At 40.6% G+C, this 16,252-nt stretch carries 29 protein-coding genes; 13 read left to right on the forward strand and 16 right to left on the reverse strand.

The window, feature by feature from the left end:
- Positions 1 to 81: 81 nt before the first annotated feature.
- From BHC51_RS11250 to BHC51_RS11325, 16 genes are all read right to left on the reverse strand, one after another.
- Complete coding sequence (locus BHC51_RS11250; protein ID WP_100153421.1) at positions 82 to 345, reverse strand: hypothetical protein; 264 nt, start codon at positions 343 to 345, stop codon at positions 82 to 84.
- 190 nt (positions 346 to 535) lie between these two features.
- Positions 536 to 985 (reverse strand): hypothetical protein, encoded by a 450-nt coding sequence (locus BHC51_RS11255; protein WP_100154041.1) that lies wholly within the window; start codon positions 983 to 985, stop codon positions 536 to 538.
- A 60-nt stretch (positions 986 to 1,045) separates the two neighbouring features.
- The gene (locus BHC51_RS11260) at positions 1,046 to 1,297 is read right to left on the reverse strand and encodes a hypothetical protein (RefSeq protein ID WP_100154042.1); all 252 of its coding nucleotides are present in this window, start codon (positions 1,295 to 1,297) and stop codon (positions 1,046 to 1,048) included.
- A 12-nt stretch (positions 1,298 to 1,309) separates the two neighbouring features.
- A complete protein-coding gene (locus BHC51_RS11265) occupies positions 1,310 to 1,543 on the reverse strand; it encodes a hypothetical protein (RefSeq protein ID WP_100154043.1) in 234 nt (77 codons plus the stop codon).
- Positions 1,540 to 1,734: a flagellar FlbD family protein gene (locus BHC51_RS11270; RefSeq protein ID WP_100154044.1), complete on the reverse strand. Its 195-nt coding sequence runs from the start codon at positions 1,732 to 1,734 to the stop codon at positions 1,540 to 1,542. The genes BHC51_RS11265 and BHC51_RS11270 overlap by 4 nt, the downstream gene beginning before the upstream one ends.
- Complete coding sequence (locus BHC51_RS11275) at positions 1,727 to 1,990, reverse strand: hypothetical protein (protein ID WP_100154045.1); 264 nt, start codon at positions 1,988 to 1,990, stop codon at positions 1,727 to 1,729. The genes BHC51_RS11270 and BHC51_RS11275 overlap by 8 nt, the downstream gene beginning before the upstream one ends.
- Positions 1,991 to 2,044: 54 nt before the next feature.
- The gene (locus tag BHC51_RS11280; RefSeq protein WP_100154046.1) at positions 2,045 to 2,305 is read right to left on the reverse strand and encodes a hypothetical protein; all 261 of its coding nucleotides are present in this window, start codon (positions 2,303 to 2,305) and stop codon (positions 2,045 to 2,047) included.
- Positions 2,306 to 2,333: 28 nt separating this feature from the next.
- A complete protein-coding gene (locus BHC51_RS11285; protein WP_100154047.1) occupies positions 2,334 to 2,843 on the reverse strand; it encodes a hypothetical protein in 510 nt (169 codons plus the stop codon).
- A 9-nt stretch (positions 2,844 to 2,852) separates the two neighbouring features.
- On the reverse strand, positions 2,853 to 3,317 hold the full coding sequence (locus BHC51_RS11290; RefSeq protein ID WP_100154048.1) for a single-stranded DNA-binding protein: 465 nt from the start codon (positions 3,315 to 3,317) through the stop codon (positions 2,853 to 2,855).
- 11 nt (positions 3,318 to 3,328) lie between these two features.
- Positions 3,329 to 3,967 (reverse strand): translocation protein TolB precursor, encoded by a 639-nt coding sequence (locus BHC51_RS11295; RefSeq protein WP_100153474.1) that lies wholly within the window; start codon positions 3,965 to 3,967, stop codon positions 3,329 to 3,331.
- Between the two features lies 1 nt (position 3,968).
- Positions 3,969 to 4,853, reverse strand: a complete 885-nt coding sequence (locus tag BHC51_RS11300; RefSeq protein WP_100154049.1) for a recombinase RecT — start codon at positions 4,851 to 4,853, stop codon at positions 3,969 to 3,971.
- Between the two features lie 82 nt (positions 4,854 to 4,935).
- The gene (locus BHC51_RS11305; protein WP_100154050.1) at positions 4,936 to 5,541 is read right to left on the reverse strand and encodes a hypothetical protein; all 606 of its coding nucleotides are present in this window, start codon (positions 5,539 to 5,541) and stop codon (positions 4,936 to 4,938) included.
- A gap of 82 nt (positions 5,542 to 5,623) precedes the next feature.
- The gene (locus tag BHC51_RS11310) at positions 5,624 to 6,301 is read right to left on the reverse strand and encodes a DUF5710 domain-containing protein (protein WP_100154051.1); all 678 of its coding nucleotides are present in this window, start codon (positions 6,299 to 6,301) and stop codon (positions 5,624 to 5,626) included.
- A gap of 91 nt (positions 6,302 to 6,392) precedes the next feature.
- Entirely contained in the window at positions 6,393 to 6,599 is a 207-nt protein-coding gene (locus BHC51_RS11315; protein WP_100154052.1) for a hypothetical protein, read from the reverse strand.
- A gap of 12 nt (positions 6,600 to 6,611) precedes the next feature.
- Positions 6,612 to 7,178, reverse strand: a complete 567-nt coding sequence (locus BHC51_RS11320) for a hypothetical protein (RefSeq protein ID WP_100154053.1) — start codon at positions 7,176 to 7,178, stop codon at positions 6,612 to 6,614.
- Between the two features lie 379 nt (positions 7,179 to 7,557).
- A complete protein-coding gene (locus BHC51_RS11325; protein ID WP_100154054.1) occupies positions 7,558 to 8,220 on the reverse strand; it encodes an XRE family transcriptional regulator in 663 nt (220 codons plus the stop codon).
- Between the two features lie 75 nt (positions 8,221 to 8,295).
- Between BHC51_RS11325 and BHC51_RS11330 the strand changes: the two genes are divergently transcribed.
- The 13 genes from BHC51_RS11330 (at position 8,296) to BHC51_RS11390 (ending at position 16,236) form a co-directional block, all read left to right on the forward strand.
- Positions 8,296 to 8,586, forward strand: a complete 291-nt coding sequence (locus BHC51_RS11330) for a transcriptional regulator (RefSeq protein WP_257384814.1) — start codon at positions 8,296 to 8,298, stop codon at positions 8,584 to 8,586.
- Between the two features lie 56 nt (positions 8,587 to 8,642).
- Entirely contained in the window at positions 8,643 to 9,497 is an 855-nt protein-coding gene (locus BHC51_RS11335; RefSeq protein ID WP_100154055.1) for a hypothetical protein, read from the forward strand.
- Positions 9,491 to 10,300 carry an ATP-binding protein gene (locus BHC51_RS11340; protein ID WP_100154056.1) on the forward strand — a complete coding sequence of 270 codons (810 nt, stop codon included), beginning with the start codon at positions 9,491 to 9,493 and terminating at the stop codon, positions 10,298 to 10,300. The genes BHC51_RS11335 and BHC51_RS11340 overlap by 7 nt, the downstream gene beginning before the upstream one ends.
- Positions 10,293 to 10,574 carry a hypothetical protein gene (locus BHC51_RS11345; protein ID WP_143558848.1) on the forward strand — a complete coding sequence of 94 codons (282 nt, stop codon included), beginning with the start codon at positions 10,293 to 10,295 and terminating at the stop codon, positions 10,572 to 10,574. The genes BHC51_RS11340 and BHC51_RS11345 overlap by 8 nt, the downstream gene beginning before the upstream one ends.
- Before the next feature lie 4 nt (positions 10,575 to 10,578).
- On the forward strand, positions 10,579 to 10,854 hold the full coding sequence (locus BHC51_RS11350) for a hypothetical protein (protein WP_100154058.1): 276 nt from the start codon (positions 10,579 to 10,581) through the stop codon (positions 10,852 to 10,854).
- Positions 10,855 to 10,856: 2 nt separating this feature from the next.
- Positions 10,857 to 11,438, forward strand: coding sequence for a recombination protein NinG (locus tag BHC51_RS11355; protein WP_100154059.1), 582 nt, complete (start codon positions 10,857 to 10,859; stop codon positions 11,436 to 11,438).
- Positions 11,435 to 11,875, forward strand: coding sequence for a recombination protein NinB (locus tag BHC51_RS11360; RefSeq protein ID WP_218966411.1), 441 nt, complete (start codon positions 11,435 to 11,437; stop codon positions 11,873 to 11,875). The genes BHC51_RS11355 and BHC51_RS11360 overlap by 4 nt, the downstream gene beginning before the upstream one ends.
- Entirely contained in the window at positions 11,854 to 12,264 is a 411-nt protein-coding gene (locus BHC51_RS11365; protein WP_100154060.1) for a hypothetical protein, read from the forward strand. Before BHC51_RS11360 ends, BHC51_RS11365 begins: the two co-directional genes overlap by 22 nt.
- Before the next feature lie 274 nt (positions 12,265 to 12,538).
- On the forward strand, positions 12,539 to 12,832 hold the full coding sequence (locus BHC51_RS11370) for a hypothetical protein (RefSeq protein ID WP_100154061.1): 294 nt from the start codon (positions 12,539 to 12,541) through the stop codon (positions 12,830 to 12,832).
- A gap of 5 nt (positions 12,833 to 12,837) precedes the next feature.
- On the forward strand, positions 12,838 to 13,140 hold the full coding sequence (locus BHC51_RS11375) for an HNH endonuclease (RefSeq protein WP_100154062.1): 303 nt from the start codon (positions 12,838 to 12,840) through the stop codon (positions 13,138 to 13,140).
- Between the two features lie 180 nt (positions 13,141 to 13,320).
- A complete protein-coding gene (locus BHC51_RS11380; RefSeq protein ID WP_100154063.1) occupies positions 13,321 to 13,794 on the forward strand; it encodes a phage terminase small subunit P27 family in 474 nt (157 codons plus the stop codon).
- Positions 13,787 to 15,472: a terminase large subunit gene (locus BHC51_RS11385; protein ID WP_218966412.1), complete on the forward strand. Its 1,686-nt coding sequence runs from the start codon at positions 13,787 to 13,789 to the stop codon at positions 15,470 to 15,472. The genes BHC51_RS11380 and BHC51_RS11385 overlap by 8 nt, the downstream gene beginning before the upstream one ends.
- Positions 15,473 to 15,531: 59 nt before the next feature.
- Positions 15,532 to 16,236, forward strand: coding sequence for an HK97 family phage prohead protease (locus BHC51_RS11390; RefSeq protein WP_100154065.1), 705 nt, complete (start codon positions 15,532 to 15,534; stop codon positions 16,234 to 16,236).
- The last annotated feature ends 16 nt before the right edge of the window (positions 16,237 to 16,252 follow it).

Here is a 16,252-nt window from a genome sequence, read left to right on the forward strand (position 1 = left end):
AATCATGATTAACTCCTTTCAATTTGCATTGTCTGTGAGAGATAAAATAAAACCCGCTGGTTAGCGGGTATTTGAACTAAATTAATTTTGCGGTATTGCTTGTCTTAATTTTTCCAACCTTGCGGCGATCCGCATTTGCTCATCCGCGTGTTGCTCAAAAAATTCAAACGCCTGAGGAGGCAGAACCCCACCCACATCTTCTGCCATTTGTGCAGCTAAATCCTCTTGCCCTTGCAGAAACGCCTCATATTCATCAATCATTTTTAAAGCTGATTCGAACTCCTCATTACTAACAGCTTCTGCAATTAACGATAAGCTTGGCTCATCAAAATATTCTAAAAGCATCTTTGCATCTCTCTATCAATTTTTAAACTCGGGTAGGGTGGCAGGAGGTTAGGCACTCACTGCTATCGTGTATGTGCTAGGATTTCGGTTCCCAAAACAACCCAAGTTTACTATATATTCATATTTAATATTCAATTTACCTCCATTTGTTATTAAATCCAAAAACTAAAGCCCGCTGATTGTAAGAAAATTATACATTTGAATTATCTACCTTATTTTTAATCAATAGAATCTTCCTTTTAGTATTTGTGCTTAACCTCTGTTTCTTCTTATAAAAATCCATGTCTTCAATTGAAAGTCTTACTGCCCCTAATAAATCCTCACCTTTTACATAGTAATTATTTCCAAGGTGTTTTTTGGTTACTCTATCTAAAGCGACTTTAAAGTCATTTACTTCCTCACTATTCAGGTCAGTAAAATAACTACAATTCAAAGCTGCGGTCCCATACCACCCCCATGTTTCATCGGCTTGCCACATCAAAGAATCTACATCAACGGGGAAAGTGTCCACATAAGACAACTTATAAATTTCTAAAATATCCCCCGGAGAAATAGATTCGTCAGACTCTAAACAGTCTTTAAAATTGTCATGTACAATGTCATGACCTCTAATAAGATAACCATATTTTGCCTTAGCCATAAGTATTATTCCATTTGTTATCAAACTCAAAAATTAAACCCCGCGGGTTAGCGGGCTGGGTTATTTAGGCATAGGGATTTCAGATAGTGGGATATAGTGGGTAATCGTAATAGTGGGTCTATCCTCACGCGCACCACGATCCCACCACTCCCATTCTGCGCTTCCTAGATAATAATAATCTATATCTAACCTTGCCCAATGCTTAGTTCCATATCTGGTGTGCGTGGTGCCTTCGAGATGGATAAGGCATGGACCGTCTTTTCTAGGTGGTCCATCTTTTTCAAAACTATACCAATTAAGAAAATTATCCATTTCACCTCCTTGTTAAGGTAATGGCAGCTCATTGATATTAATCCAGTGCGTTATATTTTCATCTGAAATATAAGCAGGCAACCAACCAACTCCATCACAGCCGTTCCAATAAAATTGCTTCATATCATCATCATAACTTAGGGCGTGAACAGATACTGAGCCATTAGATTTCTTTGTAATTGTAATAATTCCATTATCCCCCTCGGCGGGAGGTTCTTCATCAGGGTATTTGTGCCAAGCTATCATAGAGTTTCATCACCCCCACATAATTTATCTTTAACCTCTTCAAAAGACTCTTCAACATTCATAAACTCTATACGATCATGAGTCAAAAAACGCAGCTGAGTAGATCCAACCTTACCTACTATCTGTATGGAATCAACATTAATTAGAAATTCAGGTCCATTAATCTCTTTTAGTTTTATAAATTTACTCATTATCCACGAGCTCCGGTTGGTTGCCATCAGATGTCCATAACCCTTCGTATTTGTGCTCACGCCAAGGTAGTAAATAGTAACTACCTCCAATACACAAAATACTATCCACCTCAACTATTTCTGCGGTTTCTCCAGTTGTTACCCTACGCACCTCAAATAAGTCGACACAATCCGAAAGTTCGGCTTCGGACAAATAGTCTCCAGCAGTTATTTTATTATGAACATACTGTTCAAAATTTTTGCGATTGTTGTTCATTTCAAGCTCCAAAAATAAAACCAGCTAGTTGCTGGTTTATGTGTTATTGATATTTTAATTCTCATCAATTCTAGATATTGAGAACAACGGTTGCCACTCAACTTCAATGTAAAAAGTAGCAATATCTTTATCATTATGAGTAATGGTTATTTCAATAGGGTAATCATTGTATAAACCGCCATCATGATTATAGTGATAATCCTCAGCCATCACTTCCGCAAGGAGCTGCAAGCTATCAGGATTGTTCAAATCATATTCCTTATCTATCTCAACCTTATATTCATTACCATCTATCAAATATTCATAAGTAGCCATAATAAAACCTTTCCGAAAAAAAGCCGCACTAGGCGGCTATCTTACTTTTATCATCATTTTGTTTAATCATTTGTTCGTAATATTTTATTTGCCGATTAATCTCTTTATCAATTTTATGCGCGTCCTTATGGTGCCGATCACAAAGCCAAATGACGTTTTCAGGGAGCCCATAATCGAAGTGATGGGCTTCTGCTCTTTTTCTGCCACAAATTAAACAAGGTTGTTTTGTAAGCTGCCCTAACTTAATTAAGTTGGAAATAACACCAGTTGCGTACTTTCGTCTTGCATTAGATATTCTCCAGTTCTTATCGGCTTTTAAATGTGCCACACGATACGCCTCAGTTTGTGCATAAGCTTTGCGAGCAGCGATACGCTCCGGTCTGTTTGAGCGGTTGCGGTCATATTGTCGATAATACTCTAAATTGCTTAGCCGATTGGCGCGAACTCTTTCTTTAATGCACTCTTTGCAAACATTTCTATTACTTGCATAAAACTCATCTTTAGCTTTCAGCTCACTACAAGATTTACATGTAGGCATATCCCTCTCCTAGAATGGAATGGAATCATCAATATCATCTACAGGAGGAGACGCTGGTTCCCGCTGTGGCTCTTGCCGGCGAGGTGGTGGCGGATTGGAAGCTGTAGGGGCAGCATCATAACTGCCCCCTGAATTAGAGGCGTTTTTGCTGTCGCCCAGCATCTTCATTTCATTACCAATGATGTCGTAGGCAATACGTTCAATGCCATCTTTTCCAGTGTATTTACGGCTTTGAATGCGACCCTCAATGAATACCTGACTACCCTTATGCAAATACTGGCCGGCTATTTCCCCCAGTTTTCCAAATAGGGTAATATTGTGCCATTCGGTACGGGTTTGAGGCTGTCCAGCTTTATCTTTCCATCTTTCTTCTGTAGCAATAGCAAAATTGGTTACTGCTTCGCCGCTGGGCATATATCGAGTTTCAGGATCACGACCCAAACGACCGACTAGGATCACTTTATTTACAGACATAGATTATCCTTTTAAGCCGCCTGCTCGAGCAGGGAGTTATAATATTCCTGACAAATTTCAACTTTTTCCTTAATCTTCTCAATTACCTTTTCATCTCTTTCTATCCTTACAGTAGTAACCCGTTTAAGCAGTGGAATATCCTCGACCGCATCAATCAGCACTTCCGCGCGGTCGTAAGTACTTAATAAGTTTTCAGGGCAGGGGAATAGCCAAAAATCAATATCGGCTTTATCGCAATCATAAAGCCACATATAACCCTGCATCTGATAAGTATATCCAGCTTTTTCAGCTTTCTTGTGAGCCTCATCGACAAAACGAGGGTGGGTAAACATATCCCATGAACACTTTGTATCGATAATTAGCCGTTCGCTCGGCACGTAAATATCGCACTCGCCTGTAATCCAGTCATTTTCTAAGCGGGTAGTATTTTTAGAAAATTCCCGCCCGCGCTTCATTCCACTTGCCTTTATAGCCGCCTCCTCAAGTAAATTACCCTTGACTGTTTCCTTACTGCCATCAAATTTCTTAACACCGTATAAGTTTTCTTTTGCCAAGGTGATCAAGTACGATTTAGCTGTATCGGAAAGGGGATTGCCTTTAGTCCGGCCATCCCCAATTATCAGTGATATTGCTGAGCATCTTATTTTCATTTCAAAGTCCCTCGATTACTTCCCGTTGTTCGGGTGTAAATAGATAATCCCCGTTTAATACCGATTCCTTACTTACCTCTCCTGTAGTAATATTTTCTACAAGCGTTTGCATTAACTCGTCATTAACTGGCATGGATAAATCCAGAGATGTATTTTGATTGTCTATGTAATCAAACTTATCCTCAGTCACGTCCTTAATGACTGATTGGTCTGATAAAACGGCCTTTTGCAACTCAATAGATAAGGGAGCATATTTAGACAACAACAATTTAGTTACTGTTTTCAATGCCATCTGCTCATAATTATCAGCCCATACGCCATAACCCTTTTTAAATGATTGGCTGTAGCGTTTAGCATGATTATCAATCTGGCTAGTTGTCATATAAAGCTCGGCAGTAAAACCATTTTTTAACTTGAAATATGCATAAAAACCGATAGGTTTTGCATTTTCATCAGGTTCAACCGACCAGTCAAACTTAAAGCCGTTAATTAAATCTTTCTCAACTAATTGAGCTTCATAAACCGGCAATGAAACAAGACGCTCAAACTGTTCTGAACGCTGGGCTAATTGTATTAATCCTTTGTAACCAAGCTGAAATTGTGCCTCAAAACGTCCTGATTTCTTATTGTGATAAGGGACGATATAAGCAAAGCCGAAGCTGTTATTAATTGGCAGATTTAAGGTTGCCGCCATGCACGCCGCATTAAAAATAGATAATTGATCAGCATTCAGAAGCATTTCATTATTATTTACAATCTGCATGATTGAGGTTGCAAAGCTGGCGGTATTTTTATTAACCAGCTCATGCATTTTTTTCTGAATAGCTGGGCTGTTTAAAAATGATTTAATGTCTTTGGCTTTTTGGATTGCGTTGGTGTTACTCATTTTCAAGCTCCATTAAAATAGCCAGCACTAGGCTGGACATGTTAGTATCAGTTTTAGAAGTGGGTAGGTTATAGTCTATTGGCTAACCGTCAATATAACCATCATCACTTACGTTAATTGCTTGCCCGTAAGCTCCACCGTAAATCCTACCTTCATCGCTTACGTTGATTGCTTGCCCGTAAGCTCCATCGTAAATCCTACCTTCATCGCTTACGTTGATTGCTTGCCCGTAAGCTCCATCGTAAATCCTACCTTCATCGCTTACGTTGATTGTTTCACCATTAGCTCTACCGTAAATCCTACCTTCATCACTTACGTTGATTTCATCAGCTTTCGTGTTACCCCATATACGCGCATACCCACAAACAATTAATTTGCCGATTACATTTAACCCGCCTTTAGTAAGAACCTTTCCAGTTATTTTTACATCACCCTTAATGATTACCTTGCCGGGATAAACGAATACAGGTTCATCTGGTAATTCGTCTAATACTAAATCTGGTAATGTAAAATCGAGCTCCCTAAGTATCCAATTAATATCCCAAAACTCTTCTAATGCTATGCATTTCTTAATAACATCCCAATAATCAGCATTGCCTTTAGGATAATATCTTTCAAATAGTTCACATCCATCAAAACAAGCACCTTTTTCGTCCAACTCTTGCAAAGTTATAGTTGTAGTTTCCATAAATATCTCCAAAATAAAGAGCCAGCATTTAGCTGGCTATATCAATAGTTACAATAATATTCAGTATTAAATTACTACCCAATCATTCATCACAGGCATACTGTTTTAAATCCTCATGCATTTCTACGCCCTCGGGTAAATACCATTTTTTTACATCTTTATCCCATCTGGCTCCATGCTGTTTTGCTGTCCATCTTTCAGTGTAGGGGACATTTAAGTATGTTCTAGCTGCCCGCTGGCTCATTATTTTTGCTTTTTGGGCTTCTTCCTTTTTCTTTTCACGTTCCGCAGCTTTAGCATTAACTTTTGAAAAATCAGGAGGATCAGCGTATAACGCCCTAGCCAAAAACTTGGCCGTTTTAGTGAATTGATAATCCCTATCCCATCTAGTGTTAGCTTCTTCAATCAACCCGCCCGAGAGTAACTGTTCACGTTCATCCTGTTTAAAATCCCCGTAATCCCGAAGCGCATCGAAAATACTAGTGTTCGATAATTGCTGCGGGTTTTTAATGTCTTTCAACTCGCGTGTTAAAAAGTCGGCAAATTTATCTAAGGTTTTAGAGTCAATAGGGTCAAAGTTATAATCTTTGTCTATAACGCTTGAGTCTTGGAATTCTTTGTAAAATTCCCGTAATTTAAGTCGAGCCTGTTTTTTTGGTGTGTAACTGATAAATTTTTCATGCTCGGCCTGCTTTTTAGCCAAGCTTTCAGCACTCAGGCGAGGTGCGTCACGCCTGAACTGTTGTATAGCTGTGCTCATTATTCAACTCCAATAAAAAGAGCCAGCTATTAGCTGGCGTTGTCTACTCATCCACGCAAATGCACTCATCGAATGCATTTGAATTGATAAGTTATCCGGAAATTGTTACTTCTAAAGTATGCCAGCTTTCACTGTCGCACGAATCCCAGTCGTTCTTGTACTCTCCCATTTTGTACGGGCTATTATCTTCAGCTTTAATAACTACCCCTTTATGCGTAGAAAAGAACAGAACAATAAAATCTTGATTCTTACTCCATCGGGCGACTGGGAAACTATAACCTATACTTATTGCAATCATGATTAACTCCTTTTAGTTTGCGTTGCTATCTTTAACCTGTTTCAATGACGCTGATCTTATTTGACCTCTAAGCATTTCTGAAAATTCATACTCTATTCTTTCTCCTATAAACAATAGGATTAACTGTTCTTTTACGCTTAGATTCCTTGATACTTCTGCATAACCGTTTGCTGGTGTCATCCCTAACATCGCTAAGGCAGCTAGCTGAGCTGGGTAGGCTAAAGCACCTACTTCATCAGTGTCCTTTAAATCTAGTTCTGAAAATTTATCCTTAATCTCCTCAATATCATAATCATCAAAATGCAAATATAGCGATTTATACTTATGATAAATTGCTTTTGCTGATTGAGATTTGACTCCGGCTTTGATGGTTAATTGAAAAAACACAACGATAGTAATTATGAGGCCGGATATTATTGCGCTACACAATCCAGCTACCGTGCAAATAGCCACGAGCATCAAAATAAGCGCAGCCAACTTATCTAGTCGACCGAAAAACTTATACATAAATTTTTCATACCAAAATGAATAGGCAATCGAAAATTTTAAGTGTTGCGCCGTTTGTTCCCTGTTATCCATGCGTATTACCTCCATTTGTTATCAAGCTCAAAAACTAAAGCCCACTCGTTAGAATGGGCTGCGATTTTTAAACTCGTTTATTACTTGTCTCAGATTTTTCAGCATCTTATTTAAAGAACAATGAACAATCCATTGTCGCTATCAACTTATGCAGCGTGGCAACCTAGCCTGTACCTCCTTTTGCTGCGTTTCCCCAGTTCTTTTTCATACTGAGGTCATCGGTGTCTGTGTTTGTTCGATGGGTTAAGTATATTAATAATAGACTATTGATGTCAATTTAAAATTGACATAAAAGACGCAATAAGACGTAACAATATGATTTACATTAAAAATTAGTTATAATAATTGTGGTTATACCCACATTTTTTGGTAGATACTTTTAGATTTTATCAAGTCGAAGAATGGCAATAACCTTGCCGCATATTTTAATCGCATCAATTTCTTCATTTGATAAAATATCAACTGGGTAGTTTTTATTATCACTAATTACGCGCAGCGACCCGTTAACTGAGCGTTGTAATCTTTTTACTTTCAACCCAATAGTTGACGAAAAAACATAAATTCCCTCGGAAGAATAAAGATCCACAGCACCATCAATAAACAGCAAATCGCCATTTTCGAACGTAGGAACCATTGAATCTCCTTGTGCTGTTACTATTGATATTGAACTAAAATTACCACCAATATTTCTTTTAGCCCAAGCTTCCGATACTTCAATTAACTGAATCGGTTCAGGAAAATCACTATTTATTGCTCCTGCGTCAGCGGTAGTCTTAACGTCAAGAAGTTTAAACTGGATAAAGCCTTTTCTAGGTTCATTTTCTAAGGTCGGTGAAGATGTTTTAGGTTCAATGTAAGGTAAAGGGTAAGAACATATATCTGAAATTCTGACCATAACTTCAAATGGTGGTGAATTCTTATTTTTCTCCCATGCTGAAACAGTCGCTTTTCCGCTGACTTCTAATGAAAAAGCTAGCTTTTCTTGGCTAAGCCCTGCATTTAGGCGGGCGTCTTTTACCCATGCTCCAACATTATATTTCATAAAGATATCCTATTTTAAAAATACGTAAAGCGTACATCTAAAATGGACAATTTGTCGTGCATTATTAATTGACTTATGTATCAATTTAAAATAGACTTAGCAGTTAATAATAGTAGCGAGGTAGAGATGAACATTTACATACAGGAGGCCGTTAGAAAGATTGGCAACCAAAGTGCACTAGCAAGAAAGCTCAAAGTCTCTAAAGGGACTGTAAGTAGCTGGTTAAGGGGTATTAATAATGTACCCCCAAAAAAAGCGTTAGAAATTGAAAAATTGACAAATATTTCTGCGGTTTTAATAGTGTTTCCTGATAGGGGAAATAAATATGACAATTCGAGAAAACCAGATTTTAAAGAATCAAAATAAACCAGCAGCAGAGGTTGCGATTGGTCTCAGTGAACAATTACAGATGGAGGCTATTTATGGCAGTAATTAGAGCAAGGCGCGGAAATAAATTTACTGTAATTGATAATAAAATTTTTGAAGCCGGCGAGTTGTCCTTTGATGCTAGGGGCTTGCTATGTACTTTATTGTCAAAGCCAGATAACTGGTCGGTAATTATCAAAGCGCTTGAGAATGAAACTAAAGGATGTCGCAAACATTCTAAAGCAGATGCGCTATACACAATGCTCAAAGAGCTAAAAGATAAAGGCTATGTAATCATGAAACGAAAAGCAACTGGCGAGGTTGATTATTTTGTTTATGATGCACCGCAAATTGTACAAGATGATGATTGTCCGGAGCAAGCGGAATCTGATGATGAAAGCCCAATCGGGAAAATCCCAAACGGGGAAAATCCCAAACGGGGAAAATCCCAAACGGGGAAAATCCCCGACGGGGAAAATCCGGACGTATTAATAAATACTAATACTACTAACAAAGAACTTATAGTTAATAATAATAATATAAAAAATATATATACCACCCCACCTGCCGACGAAAAAAAACAGACCACCGTCGAAAAAAAACTGGGGGTATGGGAGGAGGGGCTAACCTTGCTTACAGACAAGGGGGTGAATAAACAGGTTGCCAAGGATTTTATTGCTGTACGGAAAACAAAAAGGGCTCCGCTCACCATGTCAGCCCTAGGCCGAATTGAGCGGGAGGCGACCAAAGCCGGCTTAACGCTTGAGGGAGTAATTCAACTGTGCGCAGAAAAAAGCTGGCAGGGGTTTGAAGCGTCATGGTTGCTACAAGGCAGTAATCATTCTCAGCTGCACAAGCCAAGCGTTAAAGACGTGCCTGTTCACACTGAGGGAGGAAGATTGTCATGGTAAGCGGATTGACATCGGTAGGCAGCATGTTTGCCAACCACCCGCAGTTTGTGGTTGCCGGACAAAGCACAGCCACATGCAGCACACATGGCGAATACCAGCAAACGAAATATCAATCTGGTCGCGTTACCAAATGCCCAGAGTGCGAACGTGAACGTGAACAACAACGCATTGCAGACGAAAAAGCGGCGCAGTTACGAGAAGCTGCCGAACGTAAAAGCAAACTGATTGACGAGCTAATCGGCAATTCAGGCATTCCAAAACGCTTTCTTGGCAAAACGCTGAAAAGCTATCAGGTGAGCTGCAAAGAGCAACAAGACGTAATTAACGACGCCAAGGCTTTTTTGATTGAATTTAGCAGCCCTCAGGGGCATTCTGGGCGCTGTATGACAATGCTTGGCAATACTGGTACAGGAAAGACTCACATCGCCAGCGCGATGGCTTTATGTGTCATTAAACACTATGGCGGTAAAGCGCGTTTTACCAGCGTTTCAGAAATTAACAGGCTGGTTAGAGAATCGAAGAGCTACAACGCTAAATACACTGAAACAGAAATCATTACAGCATTTGGAAATTATGACCTGCTGATTATTGATGAGGTTGGCATTCAATCGGGAACCGATGCAGAAAGTCGCGCGTTATTCGATGTCGTTAATACTCGCTATCAGAACATGAAGCCGACAATTTTCATAAGCAATCTGAATATAAACCAGCTTAAAGAGGCATTAGGTGAACGTCTTTTCGATAGGCTAAAAGAGGGTGGCGGCTTAATTCTTGGTTTTAACTGGGGGTCGTATCGTGGATAAAAACACTTGCGTAGCTTGTCGTCATTGGATGCTGAAACGAAAAAATAATAAAGGCGAATATGTTGCCGATGAGATGACAAGGAAGGGCGGTTGGGGCTGGTGTCGGTTTGATGAGATATGGAGATATTTCCCTTATTGCAGGGAATGCCCAAAAGGCAAATTTGAGCCCGTAGAAGACGAATTGAGAAAGGCGCGGGAAGAGTGGATAGCTAGAAAAGATGCAGAACACAAAAAACGCTGCCAAGAACTTATGCAGATGGAAAGGCGGAAATAAACAAATGAATGAGATTGAGACTGAAATGGACATTGATCTGGTGGCTAGTAAAGAACAAGCAAAAGCATGCCAACGTTTATGGTCGATGGTTATTCTTTACGCACTTAGAGACGTACGCGAAAGAATAGCCAACACAAAAGCCAAAAATCTCGAATGGGCGATACGTCAGGAGATGGATTATTTCACAAGTCGAGATTTTGAAGCGGTATGCCGATTTGCTGGTTTTGAAATTGAGCCAGATACGATTGAAAACGGATTACGGACATTGCGGAGATGGTGAAAATGAAACAGCTACGAAAACCACCCAAACGCAAATGCCGCTGGTGTGGCGCAGAGTTTGAAAAGCACCGGGCATTACAGATTGTTTGCAGCTCAGCTTGCGCTATAGCCTTGAATAAGCAAAAACGAGAGATTGCCAACAAAAAAGCACAGGCGGCTGCAAAACGGCAGGAAAGGGCGGTTATAAAAGCCCGTAAGCACGCTTTAGAGACCATACCGCAGCTTACGAAGCGGGCGCAAGCGGTGTTTAATGCCTTTATTAGAATGAGAGATAAGCACCAGCCTTGCATTAGCTGCGGTAAGCCCTTGCCAGATGCCCCTAATGGCTATGATGCAGGGCATTATCGTTCGGTAGGCTCAGCACCTAATCTACGCTTTAATGAAGATAACTGCCATGGTCAATGTAAGCGTTGCAACAATTATTTAAGTGGCAATCATGTTAACTATCGTATCAGTCTGCTTGAGCGTATTGGATTGGAGGCTGTAGAAGCACTAGAGTCTGATAACGCGCCACGCCACTATACAAAAGACGATTTACGCCAGATAGAAAGGCTATACAAAGAAAAAAGGCGGGCATTGCTATGACTGAAAGATTCAAACGCAGAATTAACAAAAAAAATAAACGGGATGTAATGAGGCTGGCGTGGGAGTTTTCTGGTGAATTACTGAATGCTCACGATGAAATTTTTATTGAAGTGCGAAGCATTACCCGATCAGATGATCAGAATGCAAAGCTGCATGCCATGCTGGGAGATATTGCCAAACAGAAGACTTTCAATGGCAAAAAACTGAGTATTGAGCAGTGGAAGATGATTTTTGTAAGTGGTCATCGAATCGCCACAGGAGGGCAGGCGGAGATGGCAATAGGGCTTGAGGGAGAGATTATAAATCTGAGGGAATCAACTGCGCAGATGGGGGTTAAGCGCATGGCTAGTCTGATTGAATATATAACAGCATGGGGAGCTGAAAATGATGTTAAGTTCACTGATAGGAGGGACTTATGTTATCAAAATGTAGCATAGATGCTGCTGAAGACGTTTTAAAAGCATATGAGCGGGCGATGAGGGATATTGTAAGGCAAGGGCATTGCAGAAGCATTGAATGGAAATATAAAAGCGGTATTGACAAGAGTAAAACGGCTTTTGTATTGCGCTATCCGCCAGAAGTGTTTGATATGGTCAAAAGAGCTTTATTTAAAATAGCTAATAACAATAGGGAAGCATTTGCTATTCTAAGAGTTCAGTATGCTTATATAAGCCCATATTTTAAACGTTCTGGGCGTGCGGCAGCTCAAAAAAATCAACGCACCCGTAAAAACAGCAGTACGTGGTATAGAGATGTCGAAAGGGCGTTGATAGTTTTTTGGGATTATTTACAACATGACCAAAATTTTAATAAATATTTTAAGTAACAACTTGATAAAAATGGATATCTTAAATATAATGCTAATATACAGTATAGGTATGCTTCCCTTGTAAAAGCACCGTTAATTTGCCTTTCTTTTGTTGGCAGTTTTTTTGCGCCCTGAAGAAAGGCATTAACATCTTTCTCCTTTTTTTGTTTATCTTTTATCATGCTATTTTTTACCCGCCTGCTCCTTGGCGGGTTTTTTATTTGGGTATTTATGACCAGCCTATACGGCTGGTTTTTATTTTACCTAGAGATTTTAGAATGGGGGGTTAAATATGAGACATATTCCAAGGATGCCAGCTCCTACTCCTCTCCCAGATAAATACCAGATTGATGCCAAGATAGGTAAGGATGGTGAATTCTTGGGCTTGGATGCCAAGATATTTAATGACTATAAGTTAAAAGCCAGATACAGCGAAAAGATTGAGAATGATGTTAAAGATGTTTCAATGGCATTTGGCGATTTTGAGGAATTGGAGCAATTAATAAGCAAGATTAAGACTGCATTGAAAGATATTGGTTCATCTGTAAGTGCGCAGGATGTCCATAGTCATTCATATAGGGATTAATTAACATGGCAAAAGAATGGCGAGAGGGTAAAACCAGTGCGCAGCGTGGCTACGGGCATAAATGGCGCAAGGAGCGTGCCAGATGGCTCAAGGAGCACCCTTTATGCGTCTACTGTAATGCGCAAGGCATGGTTACACCAGCGACTGTAGTGGATCATATTAAGCCACACAATGGCGATCAAAAGTTATTTTGGTCAAGGAGTAACTGGCAGTCATTATGTAAGCTGCATCACGACAGCACTAAGCAGCATGAGGAGCGAACAGGGAGGCGTCGGCCGGTAATCGGATTGGATGGCTATCCTATATAATGGTTCATAAATTTTAGTTATTGTCAAGAAATTTGTTATCTTTTTTAATGGATTTGAGTTGCATAAAACAACACATACAGGGGGGGGTGGGAAAACTGGCGAAGGGGCTCGCTATTTGACCGCCGGCTTCCCTCTGTTTGCGCAACCGCGAAATGGATATTTTTTTTAGGAGCCTGAAGAATGGGCGGTAGACGACCAACACCTACGGCACTCAAGCTTGTTAAGGGGAATCCGGGCAAAAGAGCTATTAATAAAAATGAGCCAAAACCGGCAAAATTTGATACTGAATGCCCAAAACACCTATCGGCTAAGGCACGGTATGCGTGGGACAGGTTGGTTGTCATTTTGGATGACATGGGCGTTCTAACAATGGCTGATGTGCTTGCTTTGGAACGTTTGTGTGATTGCTATGCTGATATTTTGGTGGCGCGCGAACTAATAAAAAAGGATGGACGGATATATAAAACCGTTGATGCAAATGGCAATACACTGATTAAAAATAATCCTGCTGTTAATCAGTTGCGCGCGGCTGATGCGCAATTTAAATCCTATCTTGTTGAGTTTGGATTAACTCCGGCCGCGAGGTCAAAAATTCAGGTAACCAATGATGGAGAGGAAAACAAAGAAGACCCAATGCAAGAGTTCTTTGGATAGTGCTACTCAATATGCGCAAAATGTTGTATCCGGGAAACTAATTGCGGGTCCGGATATTAGAAATGCCTGTAAGCGACATTTGGATGATTTAGAACAAGGCCACAAGCGTGGTCTTTTTTTTGATTCCGAGCAAGCGGAAAAGTATATACGCTTTTTCTGCAAGGTACTAAAGCTTAATGGTGGGGATTACGAGGGTAAGCCATTTATTCCTTTGCCTTGGCAGTGTTTTATTATCAGCAGCCTCTTTGGGTGGAAAACCACAGATGGAGCGAGGCGTTTTAATCAAGCATATATAGAGACCGGTAAAGGTTCTGGTAAATCCCCTTTGGCCGCTGGCATTGGATTGGCAGGGATGATTGTTGATGATGAGCCTCGTGCAGAAATATATGCAGCAGCAACCAAAAAAGATCAGGCAATGATTTTATTTCGTGATGCTGTTGCAATGGTTGAGCAATCTCCAGAATTGGCTAAACGCATATCAACGAGTGGGGGTAAGGGGAAAGAATGGAATCTGGCATATTTAAAGAAAAATTCATTTTTTCGGCCAATCAGTTCTGATGATGGGCAGTCTGGGCCACGCCCGCATATTGGGTTAATTGATGAGTTGCACGAGCATAAGACTAATATTGTTTTTGAGATGCTAAAAGCGGGCACGAAGAGTCGCAAGAACCCACTAATCCTCGCTATTACTAATAGTGGAGCGGATAAGCATTCTCCTTGCTGGGAATACCACGAGTATGGTGTAAAAGTGGCATCGGGTGAAATTATTGATGACAGCTTCTTTTCCTACATTTGCTCATTAGACGAAGGGGATGACCCGCTTGAGGATGAATCTTGCTGGTGTAAGTCCAACCCCTCCTTGCAAGAATCAGACCTACCCGGAATGAAATACCTACGCGGGCAGATTATAGGTGCGCGAGGAATGCCAAGTAAGGAATCAATTGTAAGACGTTTAAATTTTTGCGAATGGGTAGGTGCGCTAAATCCGTGGATTAGTATAGATGTATGGAAAGAGCAAAAACTAGATTTTGATTGGCGCACACTGCGCGGGCGGCGTGCTTGGGGTGGGTTGGATTTATCAAGTACAACCGATTTGACAGGGTTGGTTTTTGTTGTAGAGCCAATTGAGGAGGGTGAGCCATGGCTGATAGTGCCGTTTGCTTGGGTACCTGACGAAAATATTGCGGACAAAGAAAAGAAAGACGGTGTGCCATATTCGCAATGGAAAACACTAGGCTTTCTTGAGACTACTCCGGGTGCAGCAGTGAGTAAGCTCATGGTTGCGCAAAAGCTTTCGGCTTTATGTGATTTTTTCGATGTGCAGTGTGTGGCTTATGACCGCTGGCGCATTGTTGACTTTGTACAGAGTGCTAATGATTCAGGTGTAACGCTGCCGGAGATGGTGGCTTTTGGGCAGGGGTTTAAAGATATGACCCCTGCGATTGAGAAGTTTGAAACTATGCTCCTTAATCATGAGATTGTACATCCAGGGCATCCAGTACTTAATTGGTGCGCCGGTAATGCGGTGGCTGTTTCGGATGACGCTGGTAACCGTAAATTATCCAAGGAAAAAGCGACAGGCAGGATGGATTTAATTATCGCCACCGTAATGGCTGTTGGGGTGATTGAAAAGCAGAAAACTCAGCCGGATTACGCGAAAAGTATTTTTATTGTATAGCCGTTTAGGTGTTTGTTATTACAACCGCTTAGGCGGTTTTTTGATAAGGATTAGCTGTTATGAATCACACTAAAGCATATGGCTACCTTGAAGTTAAGTCTTTTGATGATGATAAAAGAATAATTACAGGGATTGCCACAACGCCAAATACGGATAGGGCTGAGGATGTTGTCGACCCAAGAGGAGCTAAGTTCACTTTGCCTATCCCATTCTTGTGGCAGCACGACCATACACAGCCAATTGGTGATGTGATAGAGGCAAAAGTAACAGATGCGGGTATTGAAGTGGTTATTCAGCTCGCAAGTATTAAAGAGGAGGGTTCTCTAAAGGATAGGCTGGATACGGCATGGCTGTCTATTAAAAACAAACTGGTTAAGGGTTTGTCGATCGGCTTTCGTGCTATTGAATATTCATTTATAGAAAACTCATACGGCATTCATTACACAGTATGGGATTGGTATGAGTTATCAGCCGTTACTATTCCTGCCAATGCGGAAGCAACCATCACTGCAGTAAAGCAGCTTTTTACTACTACTACTACGGAATCTCAGAAACAGCCAGTCAATAAATCGGACACTGTAATTAATGCGGATTCCGTTTCCAAGAATTCTGGTGTGTCGAATCAACCAACGCAAACCGCCAAGGAGCAGGTCGCGCTTGTCCCTGCTAAATCGTCACCAGAATCCCCCGTCGGCGTTGCGACGAAAAAACACCTAGTCGTGAGCCTTGCTCCGACAAATAAACACTTAATCGTAAAACTTTAAATTCGATAACGAGAGG

The organism is Snodgrassella alvi, from assembly GCF_002777745.1.
Classification (GTDB): domain Bacteria; phylum Pseudomonadota; class Gammaproteobacteria; order Burkholderiales; family Neisseriaceae; genus Snodgrassella; species Snodgrassella alvi_D.